Source organism: Bacillus sp. VA13, assembly GCF_055710085.1.
On sequence record NZ_JBVQPP010000001.1, the window covers coordinates 545,205 to 564,530 of the forward strand.

The following is a 19,326-nucleotide window of genomic DNA, read 5'->3' on the forward strand; positions in this document are numbered from 1 at the left end:
CAGGTTTTTACTTGGTCTGATATATCGTTCTATGTCATAATAAAAAGGTCATACTGCTCCAAACATTGAGGGTGAAACACAGTGAAGAAAAAGAGAAAAGGCTGTTTCGCTGCTGCGGGTTTTATGATGATTTTTGTCTTTGTCATCGCCTCTTTATTATTGGTCTTGCTTTTTTTCAACCGGGATTTGATCAAAAAACTTCCAATCGATACGAAAACGATAGTTTTGGAACGTTTAACCGATTATAAACCGCTGGTGGAAGACGAGCTTGAAAACCAAGGACTCTCTAATTATACATCACTCATTCTAGGCATGATGTATCAGGAGTCAAAAGGAAAAGGCAATGATCCCATGCAGTCCTCTGAATCTCTGGGGTTAAAACGCAATGAGATAACAGACCCTCAACTCAGTGTTAAACAAGGCATCAAGCAATTTACCCTCATGTACAAGACCGGTAAGGAAAAAGGTGTGGATTTGGATACCATTATTCAAAGCTACAACATGGGGGCAGGTTACATTGATTTTGTAGCTGAACATGGAGGAACGCATACTGAGGAATTGGCAAAACAATACTCCGAGCAGCAAGTCAAAAAAAATCCTGATCTGTATACGTGCGGGGGAAATGTGAACAATTTCCGCTATCCGTATTGCTACGGTGATTACACGTATGCGGAAAAAGTAAAAGAAAAAACAAAAACTGTTGAAGAATCTTTGCAGGTTGCAACACTTGAAACCATGGAATCAAAGGCTCATAAATAAGAGTCTATCAATTTACTGACAAAAGCCCAAAACAGATTTGGGCTTTTGTCATGTTTAAAAACGTTTAAAAAAGCCATACGGAGTATGGCTTTTAATAATAAGGTGATATCATCAGATATACAACAACGCCTGTAAGGCTTACATACAGCCACAGGGGCATTGTCCATCTGGCAATTTTTTTATGGCGCTCCACCTGCATGCTGAAGCCTCTGATCAGCGTAAACAGCGCAAGCGGCACAATGATCGCAGAAAGGCAAATATGCGTAATTAAAATAAAGAAGTAGATCGGGCGCATAATCCCTTCTCCGCCATACAGCGTATTCTCCGCAATCGAGTGGTAAACAACATAGCAAATCAAAAATAGTAATGTTGTTGTGAATGCGGCTAAAATAAAGCGTTTATGAGCTTTGATATTTTTCTGTTTAATCATAATCAGCGCGGCCAATAAGAAGATAAACGTAAAGCTGTTGAATATCGCATTCAGCATTGGCAAAATGTGAATATTCGCATGGCTGAACTGATCTAATTTAGGCATAAAAAACAGCACTGCGATTAAACCGTTAATCAGAACTGTCAGCGTAAGGACAATCCCCGTATAATTTTTCGGTTTATTTTCTGTTTGATTCATTTGGTGACCTCTCCTAATTTGTACTGGCTATCCAAATCGTATGCAAATTCAAAGAAGATGTCAACGTTTTCGACTGCTTCGTCAGAAATTAGACACACTTCAAAGGCCGGCGGCTTTTAGCCCCGGCCCTGTTAGGTTTACGCCTCTTTGATCAAATGCTCAACCGCCTTATATTCATTTTCATTCAGCAGGTTCTTTTGAATTTTCGAATGAATAGGTTTATTCATGTGCTGATCCAAGATATCCGCCGTTTCTTTATCACCGGCGATAACCATTCGTTCCCATCTTTTCGCGGCCGCTTTTTGATCTAGATTGGCAGCCAGTCGCTTATACAGTCTCGTTTGGTTCTCCCTTACATGTTCCCTCATCCGGTTCTCTTCAAATGGTACCGCTTTTTTTGCAGAGGAATGGCAATTCTCCCAAGACTCATTGATGATATCGTACTCATAATGCTCAACCGCCTCAATTTTGCCTAAAACGGTTTCAATAATTTTCACTTCATGCTGCTGAGTTAAAATAAACGCCGTACTTGGGTACGTTTGGCGCAAATCCTTCAACTGATCCAGAACAGCTGTTTCTTCCCAGTAAAATCTTGTTTCTACAGGGATTTGAAGCTTAATTGGTTCCCATATACCGCTATCGGAAACAAAAAATACGAGACTGCGGGGCATGTCTTTTCCCATTTCATTGAGGTATTGATCAATTTTCGTTCTGATTCCATCCAGACACTTCTCTTCCTCTGGATCACTTGCTGCCAAATACTCTTTCAATCTGCCGAATCCTGATTTTAGGGCAATTTTCCATTCTCCCCCCTGTTGCTCTGGATCTCTCATGTCTGTATTAAGATATAGGGAGAGAATTTTATCCGGCGGTTCCAATTGGACATACTGTAATTTATTAATCAATGAATCAATCGCCATTCCGATTCCTCCTTTTTCACAGGTTAGTTTTCTTTATCCTCTCTTAAAAACGATCAAACCTTACTTTGCGCTAATTTCTAGTAATAATGGATTTGTTATTTACAATGCCCCTCTCATCTAATACAATTGGTAACTGTGTTTCTAAGCTGATTTTTGAAAGGAGATTGATCTTGTTTACTGTTAAAGAAAAAAATCGTCAAGAACTTGAGGAAGAACTACATGATTTAGAATTTCAAATTTACCGCATGCAGGAGAATATGAAGGATCTATCCAAAGACGCCAAAGTGCTTGGTATTGATCAATCGAAACATGAAGAGTGGATGATCGTTTCCTCGATTGATGATGGCCAAACATGCAAAATTATGCTTACCGATTGTAAAACGGCTTATAGAGGAAAAGGCTGTTTTTCACTTGTAGCGTCTTACAAAGATGATGCCATTCATATCGGCGACATAAAAGGCCCTCCGAATCACGGATTTGGTTCCATTTGCATGAAATATTTAAAAGATATCGCCAGAGAACACAATATACCGAAAGTCACCGGCGACATTGCCAAACGGGACTGGAATCATGTAGACCGGCTGATTCATTTTTATGAAAAACATCAATTCAAAGTATGCGTCGATCATGATACACAATCAGGCTATATTAAGTGGGTTGATTTGTAAAAAAGTCTGGATGAATGTGCCAAGATGTGCTGTAATGGTGTAAAACCATTGATGGAGGGTCCTATGTACGCTTCAAAACTGAAAAAGGGAGACGAAATTCGGATCGTGTCTCCCGCGACTAGCATGTCCATATTATCAAATGAAGCAAAAATGCAAGCAAAAACGGCGTTAGAACGCTTAGGTTATCGGGTAACCATCGCTGAATATGCAAATGAAATAAACGAATTTGATTCATCTTCTATCGAATCAAGAGTCCATGACCTGCACGCTGCCTTTTTCGACCCCGGAGTCAAAGCGATTTTAACGACACTCGGCGGTTTTAATTCAAATCAGTTGCTGCGTTATCTTGATTACGAGAAAATCAAACAGCATCCAAAAATTCTGTGCGGCTATTCCGATATAACGGCTATTTGCAACGCCATTTATCAAAAAACGGGCCTTGTTACGTATTCAGGCCCCCACTTTTCAACATTTGCAATGGAAAAAGGACTCGATTATACAACAGAGTATTTTCTTTCTTGCTGCGCTTCGGACGACCCGTTTGACATTCATCCTTCTAGCGAGTGGAGCGATGACCGCTGGTTTTTGGATCAAGAGAACAGGCACTTTTACCCTAATAACGGCCCTGTTGTGATCCATGAAGGTTATGCTGAAGGCACTTTGATTGGCGGAAACCTTTGCACACTTAATTTGCTGCAGGGAACAGAGTATTTTCCTGAAACAGAAAATGCCATTTTATTGATTGAAGATGATGATATGTCAGACATCCATATGTTTGACCGCGATCTGCAATCACTCATCCACCTCCCCGCTTTTTCTCATGTAAAGGCGATTTTGATCGGCAGATTTCAAAAAGCATCAAACGTATCAATAGAACATGTAAAAGCCATGATTGGAACAAAAAAAGAATTATCCGGCCTTCCAATCATCGCAAATATAAATGCCGGACATACCTCACCAATTGCCACGTTCCCTATAGGCGGAACATGCAGGATTGAAGCTGTTTCGGGAACATCACGAATATGGATCGACAAACATTAATCAGCTTGTAAATTTCTTTTTTACAAGCTTTTTTAGCGCAAACATTTATGCAAGCTACACGAGGAGACATGACAAATGTCATATATGATGCATGATGTGTGCTACTACAAACGACTTCTCTCATTGACGTATACTGAACAGAGACACACAATGAGAGGATACTTACTATGACTGAACAAACCATTGCACATAAACAAAAACAGCTGACAAAGCAAGTCGCCGCTTTTGCTCAGCCCGAAACAAAAAACAGCCTGATTCAGCTTTTGAACACGTTTATTCCTTTCTTCGGACTCTGGTTTCTGGCTTATTTCAGCCTCAATGTCTCCTATCTCCTTACGTTAGCATTAACAGTGATTGCCGCAGGATTTTTGACAAGAATTTTTATCATCTTCCATGACTGCTGCCATCAATCATTTTTCAAACAAAAGCGCTATAACCATATTTTCGGTTTTCTGACAGGTGTGCTGACTTTATTCCCGTATCTTCAGTGGCAGCACAGCCATTCAATTCACCATGCCACAAGCAGCAATCTGGATAAACGCGGAACAGGAGACATCTGGATGTTAACAGTAAACGAATATAAAGCTGCATCCAGACGAACAAAGCTTGCATACAGACTTTATAGAAATCCGTTTATCATGTTTATTCTCGGACCAATTTATGTTTTTCTGATCACCAACCGTTTTAACAAAAAAGGTGCAAGACGTAAGGAGCGTATAAACACATACCTTACGAATCTGGCAATTGTAGCGTTGGCTGCTGCTTGCTGTCTGATCTTTGGATGGCAATCGTTTTTACTAGTGCAAGGCCCTATTTTTCTGATCTCAGGTTCAATCGGTGTATGGCTGTTTTATGTGCAGCATACATTTGAAGATTCTTATTTTGAAGCAGATGAAAACTGGAGCTACGTTCAGGCTGCTGTGGAGGGCAGTTCATTTTATAAACTCCCGAAACTGCTTCAATGGCTGACAGGCAATATCGGGTACCACCACGTCCATCATTTGAGTCCAAAGGTGCCTAACTATAGGCTTGAAGTTGCTCATGAACATCACGAACCATTAAAAAACGTACCGACAATCACCTTAAAAACAAGTCTGCAGTCACTTGCATTCCGCCTATGGGATGAAGATAAAAAACAATTTGTATCATTTCGGGATATCAAACATATACCTTCCAGCCTTCCGCCTGATTCAACAGAAAAACAGAAACTGCGGAATTACGCCTGATGATGAAGGAGGTCTTCTCTTATATACAAGAAGGCTTCCTTTTTATTGTTTTGAGGGTGCATTCTGGCTTTCGCAATGATAAAGTTACATGTAAGATGAAAAGCGAAAATGAGGTAATTTTATGATTAAAAAGCATTTTACATTTCAAAAACTAAGCGGGATTACGCCCTATATATGGACGATATTTTTCATCCTCCCCTTCTACTTTATATGGAAATCATCATCTACAGTTGTTATCATCGTCGGCATCATTTTGACACTTTTATTTTTTTCGGTATATAGATTTGCTTTTGTCTCAAAAGGCTGGGCCATTTATTTATGGGCATTTTTGTTAATCGGCATTTCAACCGCCTCCATTACTCTGTTCAGTTATATTTATTTTGCTTTTTTTATCGCATATTTTATTGGAAACATAAAGGAACGCGTCCCCTTTCATATTTTATATTACGTCCATTTAATAAGCGCAGCCGTCGCAGCTAATTTCAGTCTCGTATTAAAAAAGGAATTTTTTCTGACTCAAATTCCTTTTGTCGTCATTACCCTCATCAGCGCGATTTTATTGCCCTTCAGTATAAGAAGCCGCAAGGAGCGCGAACGGCTGGAAGAAAAACTCGAGGATGCAAATGAACGGATTGCCGAGCTGGTGAAATTAGAAGAGCGGCAGCGAATTGCCCGTGACCTCCATGATACTCTTGGGCAAAAGCTTTCTCTAATCGGTTTAAAAAGCGACTTGGCGAGAAAATTGATATACAAAGATCCTGAACAAGCAACACGTGAACTGAAAAGCGTTCAGCAAACTGCGAGAACGTCTTTAAATGAAGTCAGAAAAATTGTATCCTCCATGAAAGGCATCCGGCTCAGGGATGAAATCATAAATATCAAACAAATTCTTGAAGCAGCCGGCATTACGTTTATCTACGAAGAAGATAAATTGCCTGAAAATATCTCATTGCTTAATGAAAACATATTGAGTATGTGCTTAAAGGAAGCTGTCACTAACGTCGTTAAACACAGTCAGGCTAAAACCTGCCGAGTTGACATTCAGCAGCTCTGGAAGGAAGTCGTCATTACAGTGACTGACGATGGAACGTTTCAAGGTGAAGAGAAGTACTTTTCAAAAGGACATGGCCTGCTTGGCATGAGAGAACGGCTTGAATTTGCAAATGGGAGCCTTCACATCGATACAAAAAATGGCACCAAGCTTACCATGTCAATTCCTAATAACTCAAAATAAACAAAAAAGGATGGCTTACATGATTAGTATATTTATTGCGGAAGATCAGCAAATGCTCTTGGGCGCTTTAGGATCACTTCTAAACTTAGAAGACGATATGGAAGTCGTAGGCAAGGGTACAAACGGTCAAGATGCTGTTGATTTTGTCAAAAAACATCTGCCTGATGTATGCATTATGGACATTGAAATGCCCGGTAAAACCGGGCTTGAAGCTGCTGAGGAGTTAAAGGATACAGGCTGCAAAATTATTATCTTAACCACTTTTACCAGGCCCGGCTACTTTCAGAGAGCCATTAAAGCAGGCGTTAAGGGCTATTTGTTAAAAGACAGTCCGAGCGAAGAGCTCGCAAGCGCCATCCGAAGCGTCATGAACGAAAAACGCATCTATGCACCTGAGCTGATGGAGGACATATACAGCGAGGCTAACCCTCTTACAGACAGAGAAAAAGAAGTGCTCGAACTAGTGGCTGACGGTAAAAACACAAAAGAAATCGCTCAGGAACTCAGCATCAAAAGCGGGACGGTGCGAAATTATATCTCAATGATTCTAGAAAAGCTTGAAGTGAAAAACCGAATAGAAGCCATTACCAGGTCAAAGGAAAAAGGTTGGTTTAAATAAAAAGGATCTTGGCATCTGCCAAGATCCTTTTTGTTAGCCAGCAATTCCCCAAGGAGAAAACAAAAGGTACGTCGCCGCAACCAGAATCAGAATGATACAGGACACCAGCTTTACATGTTTCCAAGGTGTTACATCCACTTGCGGATTGTGATCAAGCTTATAATCCGTTTCCCTCGGATACAGCTTTCCTGTCAGAAGCATCACAGCCACTGAAAATGGAAAGAGTACGGCAAGGATGTACAGAAAATGAATGTGCCCTAAATAGATTTTTGATAAGCCGTATAAAACAATATGGGCTGGTATCGCTATTTTCACAGCTAATGCCGGCACTTTTTTTGTAAAGAAACCAACAACGACCGCTGCTAATATCGGTACATTAAAAAATCCGAACATCTCTTGAAGATAGCTGTACAGCCCTGATGGCGCATATAAAATAAAGGGTGCGATGACAATCGATACTAGCCCGAGAACTGCGACGAAAATTCGCCCTGTTTTGACGAGCTCAGCTTCATCTGCATGAGGCTTACATAACGGTTTGTATATGTCCAGAGTAAACAACGTAATGGTACTGTTCAGAGAGCCGTTAAACGAGCTCAAAATCGCTCCGAATAAAATAGCGGCGAATACACCGGTAAGGGATGCCGGCAATAGATCGACGATTAGCCGGGGATATACACTGTCAGCATTTTCAATGCCGCCCCCATATAAATGAAAGGCAATCACTCCAGGAACGACTAAATAAAAAACGCCGATGAGTTTAAAGAAACCTGCTAAAAGAGCGCCCTTTTGTCCTTCAGCCAAATTTTTCGCTCCTAATGCCCGCTGAACGATCGCTTGGTTAACAGCCCAATAAAAGAGATTATTCACTAATAGCCCTGTTAAAATCGTCGGCCACGGCACATCTGCCGAATTGCTAATATCAATTGAATTGAGTTTTTCCGTATGTAAAGCCGTCAGTTGAGCAACTCCGCCCCCAAAGCTGCCTTGTCCGACTGTAAGAATACCTAATATCACAATAAAAAAACCGCCGAAAATTAATCCAATTCCGTATATGGCATCTGCTGAGGCAGCGGCTTTCAATCCGCCAAAAAAGATATAACAGCAGCTCGTTACGCCAATAATTAAGGATATCAGAAAAACTGCCATAAATGTGCTGATGCCAAACGTCTCTGTAATGCGGAATACTTGATTTAACACAAGAGCCCCTGAATACAGTACTGTCGGCAGGAATGAAACAGCGTAGCCAATGATAAGTAGTACAGAAACGATCTGCCTTGTTCTTTGATCAAACCGCTGCTCTAGAAAATCAGGTATCGTGGTAATTCCCGTTTTCAAATAACGGGGCAAAAAGACAAGTGCCAGGAAAATCAACGCAAGCGGTGCACTCGCTTCCCATGACATCGCTGTCATAGACCCTGCATAGCTTTGTCCATTTAACCCGACCATCTGCTCGGTTGATAAATTAGTTAACAGCAGCGAGCTCCCGATATATAACGCAGTAAGGCTTCTTCCTCCGAGAAAATATCCATCGGGCGATTGCAAGTTAACCCCCTTTGTTCTCTGCCATGAAAATAGAAATATCCCGATATTGATAACCAGAAAAGATACAATGATCCAAAGCAACTGCCAGCAACTCCTTCTGCAAATAGATAGATGATAGGGGCATTTACCATGTACCCATTTTTCACACGTGAAAAACATCGGAACCGCTTTTCTTTTATCAGCATATGATACATTATATACATCTCTAAACAGAACGAAAAAAGACACAAGCCAAAAAGCTCGCGTCTTTTATCACAATCTATATGATTAGTTTAAGATTTTTACATTTACAGTTTTGACGCCCCAATTAGATGCATCACTTTTATTGGGTACAAATACGTCGATTTTATTTCCTTTAATAGCGCCGCCAGTGTCTGCTGCTGTTGCTTCACCGTAACCTTCAACATAGACTTTAGAACCTAGTGGAATCACATTAGGATCAACCGCGATAACTTTCGCGTTCGGGTTCTTATTTAAGTCAACGCCTGTTGCTGTAACGCCGGAGATGCCGCCGTCGTTAGCAGTGTAAGCAGTAGCAGTAACTGTTAGTTCTTTTGAAGCTTCTTGATTATTTGTATTAGATTGAACAGCCTTTTCTTCTGTAGGAACAGAAGTTTCTGCTGCAGCCTTTGTTTCTTGTTTTGGTTGTTGTTGAACTGTTTCTTGTTTAGGTTGCTCTTTTTGCACAGCTTCTTGTTTTGTTTCAGTTTGAGGTGCGCTTGTATGCGTATTCTCAGTAACTGTGTTTGCTGCTGTTGCCTGACCTTTTACTGAAAGTGTTGATCCAGCATAGATCATGTCAGAGCTTAGGTTATTCCAAACTTTCAGGTTATTGACTGTTGTTCCGAATTGCTGAGCAATCTTTGTCAGCGTGTCCCCCGCTTTAATTGTATATTGCCCAGTAGTGGTTGTTTCTTCTGAAGAAATGGTCAGTTTTTCTCCTGCAATGATTTGATCAGAAGTTAACTTGTTCCATTCTTTTAAGTCCTTTAGGTTCACTCCGTTTTTCTGAGAGATCCCCCAGAGCGTATCACCCTTTTGCACCGTGATTTCTTTTGCAGAAGCGTGAGCTCCGAATGCAGTTGATGAAAGTGCAGCAACTGCTACAAAGGACATAATCGTCTTCTTCATAAGTAAATCCTCCCTTGTTAGCTTTTTATTGGCGGCTAACAGGTGATATCGTAACACACGTAAATGTCAAATCAATAACAAAAAGATATGATTTAGATTACAGTTCCTTTACATGAAGGAATTCTCTCTGCTGGAAAGACTTGCTGAACCCTTGATATAATAGGCTTCGCAAGTCTTTTTATTTTGAGGAAAAAAAGAGAAAATAAAATGTGTTTTTTATAGAAAAAAAGATTGATTTACTGTTTTTTTAGTCTGTCATCCCTGCATAAGCTTGTATTTCTTGTAAAAAAAGCCGGCCGTATTTTGCTCTTTTTTGTTCTCCGACTCCTTTTATAGACAAAAGTTCCTCATCATTTACGGGCTGTTTTCCTGACATTTCTTTTAACGTTTGGTCAGAGAAAACGACAAAAGGAGGAACACCCTGCTCTGCCGCGATTTCTTTGCGAACGATGCGCAATCGTTCAAACAGCTCGTCATTTTCAGTAATCGCTGCCGCTTTTAACGCTTCTTTTCTCGTTACTGATAATTCTCCTCTCAGCACATTCCTTCCTTTACTGCTGACAAAAAGAGTCGGAAACGTTCCGTCTGACATCTTGATGAAATCGTCAGAAATAAGAAATTCGATAAAATCACTGATTTCCCCTACTGATTGGTGTTTTAATATCCCGTATGTTGAGAGATCCGAAAAGCCGTTTTCAAGAACTTTTTTATTTTTGGAGCCGGCCAACACCTGGGCAACCATCGTCTTGCCAAACCGTTCTTTCATGCGAATAATACAAGATAAGACCATTTGCGCCTCCCGGGTCACGTCATGGGACGTCCTTGTATCAGTGCAGTTTCCGCACTGTCCGCACGCATCAGGCTCCGTTTCTCCGAAATACATAAGGATAAAACGCTGCAGACAGTCTTCCGTGTGACAATAGTCGACCATTTGTCTCAGCTTTTTTAAATCTTGCTTTTGTTTCTCTTCATGCTCTGATTGTTCAATTAGGAAACGCTGCACCATAATATCCTGCGGTGAAAACTGGAGAACACATTCGCTGGCAAGACCATCCCGTCCAGCTCGTCCAGCCTCTTGATAGTAGCTTTCCATATCTTTCGGAATTTGTGCATGTAGAACAAATCTGATATTTGATTTATCAATGCCCATTCCAAAAGCAGAGGTTGCCACCATCACTTGCAGCTCATCATTAAGAAACCTTTCCTGCTGCTCTTTTCTCACATCATCTGCCAAGCCCCCGTGATACCGGCCTGCACTGATCTGATTTCGTTTCAATCTCTCATAAATTCGATCAGCTTCTTTTCTGGTCGCTGTGTAGACAATCCCTGCTTCATGTTTGTTGTTTTGCACATATTCATCAATAAAACGATCTTTATTTTCTCCTTTTGCTACTTTAAAGGTTAAATTGTCTCGGGAAAATCCGGTATGTACCGTATTTTCTTTTTGAATATGCAGCTGTTTGCAAATATCCTCATGAACCTCAGGTGTTGCTGTTGCTGTTAATGCCATGATGACAGGCTTGTCATGTAATTCTCGGAACAAAATTTCAATATTTCTGTAGCTTGGCCTGAAATCGTGGCCCCATTGAGAAATACAGTGCGCCTCGTCTATTGCGACCAAAGGAACATCAATGTCCTGCAAAATCCGTATAAACTCCGTGGACGTAAGTCGCTCCGGTGTAATGTAAAAAAGCTTATAAGCCCCTTCTTTGAGTCCGTTCAGCCTCTCATATATTTCCTGATTGGATTGTGTGCTGTTAATGTAGGCGGCGTTAATCCCCGCTTCTTCTAACGCATCGACTTGATCCTTCATCAAGGAAATCAACGGTGAAATGACGATCGTTGTCCCTTCAAACATTAGTGCCGGAATTTGATAGCAAATCGATTTGCCTCCTCCCGTCGGCATAATGCAGGCCGTATTTTGTCTCGCTTCCGTCACCGAGCGGATCGCGTCTTCTTGTCCGCTGCGGAGCTTTTCATAACCAAAATAATGGGCCAGAAGGGATTGGGCTCTATGTAACATAACGTGTAAACCTCGCTTTTCCTTGAATTTCTCCCATCATATCATAAAAAAGCGGCCTTCATTTCTTTCACACAGAAATTGAATTTTCACTATACCTATCTTTTTTAGATAAAATAAAAAGCCATTTCCAAAAAGGAAATGGCTTTCGCTACGTCTTGCCGTATGCAAGTAAGAAAGTTTTAAACCACCACTCCTCAAAGTGGGTGTTTGCAGAAACGTTCCTGTCGTCCTCTACAAGGAGGCATGACATTCCAGCTTCGATATAAAACTCCCTATTACAGCTTAAAGGTTAAAACTTAATTAACAATACGCACAAAGTAGCTTCTTTTATATAGTACACCATCAGCCGTTTTTTATCAAGGGGCCAGAACAATTGTTTAGAAAAACTTTTTCCAGCGATTAAAACTGCTTTTTCGCTATTATATCTGATGATTCGACAATCCGAAAAATATATTACAATAAAAAAACAGCTTTTTTCGCTAAGAGGAATGATTACTTTCTTCTATATAATATGTATACAAAAAAACTCCTATCGCAGTGATAGGAGTCTTTGTTCCATTAGAATTTCGCAGCAAGATCTTTTGCTTCTTGTAAACCTTTTTCAACGATTTCTTGTGCTTGATCAGGCGCTGCGTTATGTCCTTCGATGACAACTGTGTGCAAGTCTTGAACACCCCAGAAACCAAGAACTGTTTTCATGAAGTTTAATGACATTTCAAGTGCAGCCATTGGTCCTTCAGAGTAAATGCCGCCGCGCGCGTTAAGGAGTGCCACTTTTTTGTCGCCCATTAAACCAACTGGTCCTTCTTGTGTGTATTTGAATGTAACGCCTGCACGAGACAGGTAATCAACATAAGTATGAAGAACGGCTGGCACTGTGAAGTTCCAAAGCGGGAATGCGAAAACAACTTTGTCAGCTTTTACAAACTGATTCAGATATTTGTCAGCAATTGCTGCTTGTTTTTTCTCTTCTTCTGTCATTTCCATTCCTTGACCTGCTTTAAATGTTCCGTTAATCATATCTCTTCCAAGGTAAGGAAGGTTCTCTTTATGAAGATCTAATTCAACCACTTCATCAGCAGGGTTGTTTTCTTTATAAGCAGCTAAGAAAGCTTCGTAAAGTTTAGTTGAAACGCCTTCTTCAGCTGTACGGTCGCTTGATTTTACAAATAATACTGTAGACATTTGTATTCCTCCCGGTAAACTTTTTATATTTACTTACAAATAGTATGTTACTTTCTTTTTTACGCAAAGTCAATCACTTTATTTTGAATATGAGATTTTTTTTCAAAAAAAAGCAAGTACATCTAATATCGGTGTACTTGCTTGCCATTTTCACTTTGAATCTTGTTCACGATCCAAAATCTCATACGTCTGAGAGCTTTTTTGATCAATGGTTTCTTTATTGGATAGATCTTTTACCTGCTCGTGAAACTCTCTTTCAACTGACGGAGCGTCTGTCTCTACATCATCCTCCATATCAGCTTGGGCCTCCACTGTCATTCTTGCATAGGGAACAGCTTCAAGCCTTTCGTAAGGAATGTCTTGGCCGGTTCTTTCACACACTCCGTATGTTCCATCTTTCATTTTTTGTAATGCATGGTTGATCTCCTCTAACAGCTCCCGGTCGATCTCTCTCACCGTTTGGTCTGTCATCCGGTCTGTGACGAGCGTGCCGTGGTCTGCCATGTGGTTGTCAACCCCATTGGAAAGCTCCCCCACTTCTTCAGTCATTGATTCTGTTTCCTTCTTCTCGCCAGACAATTCTTTTTGCATATCGAGCAATTTATAATAGAGATGCTTCTTTTGTTCTTTTGTCAGCGCCATGTGTATCCTCTCCTTTCTATCCTGTTTCCCGTTTTGCCCCTTGTCAAACATGAGAACTTGATAGAAAGATGAGCGACTGCATCTTTGCACGGATCGCAACCGTTGGCGATAATAGTGTTTCAGGATTTCTTTGGCAGTTTTTTGTCTTCTCTTCTTTCGTAGTTGTAAAAACAGAACAGGGCATGTACGCTCTGCTCTGTTTTTTATATAAAAAAAGCCTAACCATTTTTTGAACGGCTGGCTCATCAAATATTCAGCTGCACAAGTGCTTTGTCAGCACCGCTTGAACTTCGCTTAAATCGGTGTCTTTCGCAAATTCTATTTCGAACGTTTTGCTTCTAGTCATCAATAAAAGCCCAGTGTCCGGGTCAAACATGCCTGCTTCTTGGATCGCAAAGCTTTCAATTGTTTTATATGGAAGAAATACACGAACCTTCTTTTTAGAAAACATTTTATTGTCAAAGAAAATGATCCGCTTATTTGTAAAGCAAATTTGGTCCACTCGGAGCTTATAAATCGATTCTATTCTTTCCCCTTCAACGAGCAAAGCTTCAAGCTTCTTTGCATCCGTTGATCTGCTAACAGAAAAAATACCCAATGAAGAACCCCTCTTTCTGCATTTATCTATTTGTTTATTCATTCACTACATAAAAATAAGTCCTTTATCCCTATATAAGAATACGACATAGAAGACATTTAAACCATTACGAACAGATTACATTTTTCAAATTTTTGATTTGTTTTTCGTCTTTTGTGCTTTGTCATCAAGTAATACGCACGTATAGAGAAAAAAGTTTCAATATTCAGCATTATTTTTTAAAAAAAAGTGGTTTTTAAAGTTTTCATTGATTTTGTTTTATTTTTCCTGTTTTAATTATAAAAAACCGCAGCTCAGCTGCGGTTTTTTTATCCTCTGCTTTCTTCAGGCTTTAAACCTCTTCGAAGTATTCTTTATAATAGCCACCGACTTTATTCGTATTGTCGATCACAAAGAGAAATTCCTCTGTTTCATTTTTCACTTCATATTCTTTTCCCGGAGTTAAAACGCGGTTCACGATATATTTTTTTGCGTTTGTCTGCACACATTTTACCTTTTTGATTGTTTCTTTTTCAAGCCAATTGTTATGAATCATAAATGAAATCTCCTTTTCATATCTATAAGCTTATTGTAGCTTTTTTCTTTTGTAAATTGCAATATCGGTTATTCATTGATTTTGCCTTGTTTTCTATTATAGAATGTTTGTATACGCTTACTCTTACAGCAAATATCACAGCTTATTTCTGCTATTCAAACAATGAATCAATGTGCTATCACCAAGAATCTCAAAACAGACCATAAAAAATGACTGGAGGTTTGTTACAGATGAGTTCTTTAACGATGCAAGTGACGAAAAGGCTGGAGACATTTTTACAGGGAACAAAGAAGCTTTATATTGACGGAAAGTTTGTTCCGAGTGCCTCAGGGGCAACCTTTGACACACCCAACCCGGCGACCGGCGAAACCTTGATGACGCTGTATGAAGCCCAAGCTGCGGATGTGGATAAAGCGGTTAAAGCTGCCCGAAAAGCCTTTGACCAAGGCGAATGGAGAACAATGTCTCCGGCTTCTAGAAGCAGACTGATGTATAAGCTGGCAGACTTAATGGAAGAGCATAAAACTGAGCTTGCTCAGCTTGAAACACTTGATAACGGGAAACCGATAAATGAAACGACGAATGGAGATATACCTCTGGCTATTGAGCATATGCGCTATTATGCCGGCTGGTGTACAAAAATAACAGGACAGACGATTCCGGTTTCCGGCGCTTATTTTAATTATACGCGCCATGAGCCTGTCGGCGTCGTCGGCCAGATCATTCCATGGAATTTCCCGCTCCTGATGGCGATGTGGAAAATGGGCGCTGCTCTTGCAACAGGCTGTACAATCGTGCTCAAACCGGCTGAACAAACACCGCTTTCAGCTCTTTATTTGGCAGAATTAATTGATCAAGCCGGCTTCCCTGACGGTGTCATCAATATCATTCCGGGATTCGGTGAAGATGCGGGAGAAGCGCTGACGAATCATGAAGCGGTTGATAAAATTGCCTTTACCGGTTCCACTGAAATCGGAAAGAAAATCATGTCCACCGCTGCGAAAAGCATTAAGCGGGTTACATTGGAGCTGGGCGGAAAATCACCTAATATTCTTTTGCCGGATGCGAATTTGAAAAAGGCGATCCCAGGCGCTTTAAACGGTGTGATGTTTAATCAGGGCCAAGTCTGCTGTGCGGGCTCGCGCGTTTTCATTCATAAAGACCAATATGATGAAGTTGTTGATGAGATGGTGTCCTATGCTGAATCACTCCGCCAAGGAGCGGGACTTCATAAGGATACACAAATCGGGCCTCTCGTGAGCAAGGAACAGCACGAACGCGTTCTTTCCTATATTCAAAAAGGAAAAGACGAAGGAGCAAAAGCAGTGACTGGCGGAAGCTGTCCTTTTGAAGAAGGATATTTTGTCGCACCGACTGTGTTTGCGAATGTTGAAGACGAGATGACCATCGCAAAAGAAGAAATTTTCGGACCGGTGCTGACTGCTATTCCATACGAAACAGTCGATGAAGTCATTGAACGAGCGAATCATTCAGAATATGGACTCGCAGCCGGACTATGGACAGAGAACGTCAAGCATGCCCACTATATCGCGGACCGTCTTCAAGCCGGAACCGTCTGGGTGAACTGCTATAATGTGTTTGACGCAGCATCCCCGTTTGGCGGTTATAAACAGTCAGGACTCGGACGAGAAATGGGATCATATGCCTTAGATAACTACACAGAAGTCAAAAGTGTATGGATAAATCTCGAAGACTAACATGTATGTCAAAAAAACTGCTGCCTGCCAGCAGTTTTTTTCTTTCTGTAATGGCGGTAAAAGACGCTGAATATATATGCTTCTGAAGGAGTTGAGCGTGATGGGCACACTTCAGGAGAAAGTAAGACGTTATCAAAAGAAAACCATTGCAGAGTTAAAAGACAGGCAAAATGCTGACGGTTCGTGGACATTTTGCTTTGAAGGACCAATCATGACAAATTCCTTTTTTATTTTGCTCCTCACCTCACTAGATGAAGGCGAGAATGAAAAAGAACTAATATCAGCGCTTGCAGCAGGCATTCGCGAAAAACAGCAGCCCGACGGCACATTCATCAATTATCCCGATGAAACGAGCGGAAATATAACGGCTACCGTCCAAGGATATGTCGGGATGCTGGCTTCAGGTTGTTTTCACAGATCTGATCCGCACATGAGAAAAGCTGAACAATTTATCATCTCACATGGCGGTTTGAGACATGTTCATTTCATGACAAAATGGATGCTTGCTGTGAACGGGATGTATCCTTGGCCTGTTTTGTATTTACCATTATCACTCATGGCGCTCCCCCCAATGTTACCGGTTCATTTCTATCAGTTCAGCGCATATGCCCGAATTCATTTTGCTCCTATGGCTGTAACACTCAATCAGCGATTTGTTCTTAAAAACCGCAATATTCCATCTCTTCGCCATCTCGATCCGCACATGACAAATAACCCTTTCACTTGGCTTCGATCTGATGCTTTTGAAGAAAGATATCTCACGTCTATTTGGTCACATTGGAAGCGCATTTTTCATGCACCCTTTGCTTTTCAGCAGCTAGGCTTACAGACGGCTAAAACATATATGCTGGACCGGCTTGAAAAAGACGGAACATTATACAGCTATGCGAGCGCAACCATATTTATGGTTTACAGCCTTCTGTCACTTGGTGTATCACGCTACTCTCCTGTTATCAGGAGGGCGATTAACGGCATCAAATCACTGCTGACAAAGTGCAACGTGATTCCTTATCTGGAAAACTCTACTTCAACTGTTTGGGATACAGCTCTGATCAGCTATGCCCTTCAAAAAAACGGCGTGACCGAAACAGACAGCTCTATTACAAAAGCAGCTGCCTATTTGCTAGAACGCCAGCATACCAAAATAGCAGATTGGTCTGTTAAAAACCCGAGTGCAGCACCCGGCGGCTGGGGATTTTCAAACATCAATACAAATAACCCTGACTGTGACGACACTGCAGCCGTATTAAAAGCGATTCCCCGCAGTTATTCTCCTTCAGCTTGGGAGCGAGGGGTGTCTTGGCTTTTATCGATGCAAAACAATGACGGCGGATTTTCTGCTTTTGAAAAAAATGTGAACCATCCTCTGATCCGCCTTCTCCCGCTTGAATCCGCCGAGGACGCGGCAGTTGACCCTTCAACCGCCGACCTCACCGGACGTGTGCTGCACTTTTTAGGAGAGAAAGCTGGTTTCACTGTGAAACATCAACATATTCAGCGCGCTGTGGGCTGGCTTCTCGAACATCAAGAACAGAATGGGTCATGGTACGGGAGATGGGGTGTTTGCTACATTTACGGCACATGGGCTGCTCTTACTGGTATGCATGCCTGCGGGGTTGACCGAAAGCACCCTGCTATACAAAAGGCCTTGCGCTGGCTCAAATCGATACAGCATGATGACGGCAGCTGGGGAGAATCCTGTAAAAGCGCTGAAGTCAAAACGTACGTCCCGCTTCATAAAGGAACCATTGTACAAACGGCCTGGGCTTTAGACGCTTTGCTCACATACGAAAATTCCGAACACCCATCTGTTGTGAAAGGTATGCAATACCTTACTGACAGCAGTTCTCATGGCGCCGATAGCTTGGCCTATCCAGCAGGAATCGGATTGCCAAACCAATTTTATATTCTTTATCACAGTTATCCATATGTATTCTCTTTGCTGGCTGTCGGAAAGTATTTGAATTTTATTGAAAAGGAGACAGCAAATGAAACGTGAATCTTATCAAACGGAGATGTTCAATTGGTGTGAAGCCTTGAAGAATCAGATTCAAAAGCGAGGACAGCTTGAACAGTTTGAAGATCAATTTGACAAAATGATTGAAGCACTGGAAGATGACCAAACAACTGAAGAAGATTGGTATAAGCAGGCCGCTGCCCTTTATCGGGATATTACAGAATCAGAGGATACAAGTGAAAGACGCGCTTACGTCCCTATAGGAAAACATGTGCTGCCAAAGCTTCCGTACAAATATTCCGCCTTAGAACCTTATATATCACGCGACATTATGGTCCTTCATCATACGAAGCATCACCAAAGCTATGTTGACGGTCTAAACAAAGCAGAAACAGAGCTAAAAAAAGCGAGAGCATCAAAGAATTATGACTTGATCACTCATTGGGAAAGAGAGCTTGCATTCCATGGAGCAGGGCATTATTTACACACTATTTTCTGGTTTTCGATGCATCCAAACGGAAAAAGGCGTCCTACAGGGGCATTGTTCCAAATGATCGATATTTCATTTGGAAGCTATTCGGCTTTTAAAGAACATTTTACTCAGGCCGCTAAAAAAGTGGAAGGTGTCGGCTGGGCCATTCTGGTCTGGGCTCCCCGATCAGGACGGCTGGAGATTTTAACGGCAGAAAAGCACCAGCTCTTCAGCCAATGGGACGTGATCCCTCTTTTACCGCTTGACGTATGGGAACATGCCTATTATTTGCAATATAAAAATGACCGGGCAAGCTATGTCGATCATTGGTGGAATGTCGTGGATTGGCGCGAGGCAGAAAAACGTTTCGAGCAGGCAAAAGAAGTCGTTTGGAAACCCTATTAAAAAAAGCCCCCTTTCCCCGGGGG

General features: G+C 41.3%; 18 protein-coding genes and 1 other RNA gene. 9 read left to right on the forward strand and 10 right to left on the reverse strand.

Annotated elements, in window-relative coordinates:
* Positions 1–81: 81 nt before the first annotated feature.
* Positions 82–759, forward strand: a complete 678-nt coding sequence (locus AC0C66_RS02350) for a lysozyme family protein (RefSeq protein ID WP_014114066.1) — start codon at positions 82–84, stop codon at positions 757–759.
* Positions 760–850: 91 nt separating this feature from the next.
* Here AC0C66_RS02350 and AC0C66_RS02355 read toward each other — a convergent pair whose 3' ends face one another.
* Both AC0C66_RS02355 and AC0C66_RS02360 read right to left on the reverse strand, forming a co-directional pair.
* A complete protein-coding gene (locus AC0C66_RS02355; RefSeq protein WP_014114067.1) occupies positions 851–1,387 on the reverse strand; it encodes a DUF420 domain-containing protein in 537 nt (178 codons plus the stop codon).
* Between the two features lie 137 nt (positions 1,388–1,524).
* Positions 1,525–2,307, reverse strand: a complete 783-nt coding sequence (locus AC0C66_RS02360; protein WP_061188159.1) for a VLRF1 family aeRF1-type release factor — start codon at positions 2,305–2,307, stop codon at positions 1,525–1,527.
* A 170-nt stretch (positions 2,308–2,477) separates the two neighbouring features.
* On the opposite strand from AC0C66_RS02360, the gene AC0C66_RS02365 reads away from it, so the two are divergent.
* The 5 genes from AC0C66_RS02365 to desR all read left to right on the forward strand — a co-directional run bounded on the left by AC0C66_RS02365 (position 2,478) and on the right by desR (position 7,095).
* Entirely contained in the window at positions 2,478–2,975 is a 498-nt protein-coding gene (locus tag AC0C66_RS02365; RefSeq protein WP_072183484.1) for a GNAT family N-acetyltransferase, read from the forward strand.
* Positions 2,976–3,038: 63 nt separating this feature from the next.
* Positions 3,039–4,016 (forward strand): S66 family peptidase, encoded by a 978-nt coding sequence (locus AC0C66_RS02370; RefSeq protein ID WP_072183485.1) that lies wholly within the window; start codon positions 3,039–3,041, stop codon positions 4,014–4,016.
* A gap of 167 nt (positions 4,017–4,183) precedes the next feature.
* Complete coding sequence (desA, locus tag AC0C66_RS02375; protein ID WP_072183486.1) at positions 4,184–5,242, forward strand: Delta(5) desaturase DesA; 1,059 nt, start codon at positions 4,184–4,186, stop codon at positions 5,240–5,242.
* Positions 5,243–5,363: 121 nt separating this feature from the next.
* Positions 5,364–6,476 (forward strand): two-component sensor histidine kinase DesK, encoded by a 1,113-nt coding sequence (gene desK, locus AC0C66_RS02380; protein ID WP_072183487.1) that lies wholly within the window; start codon positions 5,364–5,366, stop codon positions 6,474–6,476.
* A 19-nt stretch (positions 6,477–6,495) separates the two neighbouring features.
* Positions 6,496–7,095 carry a two-component system response regulator DesR gene (gene desR, locus AC0C66_RS02385; RefSeq protein ID WP_014114073.1) on the forward strand — a complete coding sequence of 200 codons (600 nt, stop codon included), beginning with the start codon at positions 6,496–6,498 and terminating at the stop codon, positions 7,093–7,095.
* 33 nt (positions 7,096–7,128) lie between these two features.
* Here desR and AC0C66_RS02390 read toward each other — a convergent pair whose 3' ends face one another.
* The 8 genes from AC0C66_RS02390 to AC0C66_RS02425 form a co-directional block, all read right to left on the reverse strand.
* Complete coding sequence (locus AC0C66_RS02390) at positions 7,129–8,718, reverse strand: solute:sodium symporter family transporter (protein ID WP_072183488.1); 1,590 nt, start codon at positions 8,716–8,718, stop codon at positions 7,129–7,131.
* 186 nt (positions 8,719–8,904) lie between these two features.
* A complete protein-coding gene (locus tag AC0C66_RS02395) occupies positions 8,905–9,768 on the reverse strand; it encodes a LysM peptidoglycan-binding and 3D domain-containing protein (protein WP_072183489.1) in 864 nt (287 codons plus the stop codon).
* A 247-nt stretch (positions 9,769–10,015) separates the two neighbouring features.
* Positions 10,016–11,791, reverse strand: coding sequence for a DNA helicase RecQ (gene recQ / locus AC0C66_RS02400; RefSeq protein WP_072183490.1), 1,776 nt, complete (start codon positions 11,789–11,791; stop codon positions 10,016–10,018).
* Positions 11,792–11,932: 141 nt separating this feature from the next.
* Positions 11,933–12,118, reverse strand: a non-coding RNA gene (gene ssrS / locus AC0C66_RS02405) — 6S RNA.
* A 231-nt stretch (positions 12,119–12,349) separates the two neighbouring features.
* Positions 12,350–12,976, reverse strand: coding sequence for an FMN-dependent NADH-azoreductase AzoJ (gene azoJ / locus AC0C66_RS02410; RefSeq protein ID WP_003220143.1), 627 nt, complete (start codon positions 12,974–12,976; stop codon positions 12,350–12,352).
* Between the two features lie 150 nt (positions 12,977–13,126).
* A complete protein-coding gene (locus AC0C66_RS02415) occupies positions 13,127–13,618 on the reverse strand; it encodes a TraR/DksA family transcriptional regulator (RefSeq protein ID WP_072183491.1) in 492 nt (163 codons plus the stop codon).
* A gap of 253 nt (positions 13,619–13,871) precedes the next feature.
* Positions 13,872–14,216: a PH domain-containing protein gene (locus tag AC0C66_RS02420; protein WP_072183492.1), complete on the reverse strand. Its 345-nt coding sequence runs from the start codon at positions 14,214–14,216 to the stop codon at positions 13,872–13,874.
* Between the two features lie 331 nt (positions 14,217–14,547).
* A complete protein-coding gene (locus tag AC0C66_RS02425) occupies positions 14,548–14,751 on the reverse strand; it encodes a DUF6501 family protein (RefSeq protein WP_003241656.1) in 204 nt (67 codons plus the stop codon).
* A gap of 230 nt (positions 14,752–14,981) precedes the next feature.
* Between AC0C66_RS02425 and dhaS the strand changes: the two genes are divergently transcribed.
* The 3 genes from dhaS (at position 14,982) to AC0C66_RS02440 (ending at position 19,303) form a co-directional block, all read left to right on the forward strand.
* Positions 14,982–16,469 carry an aldehyde dehydrogenase DhaS gene (gene dhaS / locus AC0C66_RS02430; protein WP_014114083.1) on the forward strand — a complete coding sequence of 496 codons (1,488 nt, stop codon included), beginning with the start codon at positions 14,982–14,984 and terminating at the stop codon, positions 16,467–16,469.
* 100 nt (positions 16,470–16,569) lie between these two features.
* Positions 16,570–18,468, forward strand: a complete 1,899-nt coding sequence (locus AC0C66_RS02435; RefSeq protein ID WP_461845584.1) for a terpene cyclase/mutase family protein — start codon at positions 16,570–16,572, stop codon at positions 18,466–18,468.
* Positions 18,458–19,303, forward strand: a complete 846-nt coding sequence (locus AC0C66_RS02440) for a superoxide dismutase (protein WP_072183650.1) — start codon at positions 18,458–18,460, stop codon at positions 19,301–19,303. Before AC0C66_RS02435 ends, AC0C66_RS02440 begins: the two co-directional genes overlap by 11 nt.
* Positions 19,304–19,326 lie beyond the last annotated feature (23 nt).

Bases quoted from the DNA above. Each gene is read 5' to 3' on its own strand.
- AC0C66_RS02355 (WP_014114067.1), bottom strand. From the start codon at position 1,387: ATGAATCAAACAGAAAATAAACCGAAAAATTATACGGGGATTGTCCTT.
- AC0C66_RS02360 (WP_061188159.1), bottom strand. From the start codon at position 2,307: ATGGCGATTGATTCATTGATTAATAAATTACAGTATGTCCAATTGGAA.
- AC0C66_RS02370 (WP_072183485.1), top strand. From the start codon at position 3,039: ATGTACGCTTCAAAACTGAAAAAGGGAGACGAAATTCGGATCGTGTCT.
- desA (WP_072183486.1), top strand. From the start codon at position 4,184: ATGACTGAACAAACCATTGCACATAAACAAAAACAGCTGACAAAGCAA.
- desK (WP_072183487.1), top strand. From the start codon at position 5,364: ATGATTAAAAAGCATTTTACATTTCAAAAACTAAGCGGGATTACGCCC.
- desR (WP_014114073.1), top strand. From the start codon at position 6,496: ATGATTAGTATATTTATTGCGGAAGATCAGCAAATGCTCTTGGGCGCT.
- AC0C66_RS02395 (WP_072183489.1), bottom strand. From the start codon at position 9,768: ATGAAGAAGACGATTATGTCCTTTGTAGCAGTTGCTGCACTTTCATCA.
- recQ (WP_072183490.1), bottom strand. From the start codon at position 11,791: ATGTTACATAGAGCCCAATCCCTTCTGGCCCATTATTTTGGTTATGAA.
- azoJ (WP_003220143.1), bottom strand. From the start codon at position 12,976: ATGTCTACAGTATTATTTGTAAAATCAAGCGACCGTACAGCTGAAGAA.
- AC0C66_RS02415 (WP_072183491.1), bottom strand. From the start codon at position 13,618: ATGGCGCTGACAAAAGAACAAAAGAAGCATCTCTATTATAAATTGCTC.
- AC0C66_RS02425 (WP_003241656.1), bottom strand. From the start codon at position 14,751: ATGATTCATAACAATTGGCTTGAAAAAGAAACAATCAAAAAGGTAAAA.
- dhaS (WP_014114083.1), top strand. From the start codon at position 14,982: ATGAGTTCTTTAACGATGCAAGTGACGAAAAGGCTGGAGACATTTTTA.
- AC0C66_RS02435 (WP_461845584.1), top strand. From the start codon at position 16,570: ATGGGCACACTTCAGGAGAAAGTAAGACGTTATCAAAAGAAAACCATT.
- AC0C66_RS02440 (WP_072183650.1), top strand. From the start codon at position 18,458: ATGAAACGTGAATCTTATCAAACGGAGATGTTCAATTGGTGTGAAGCC.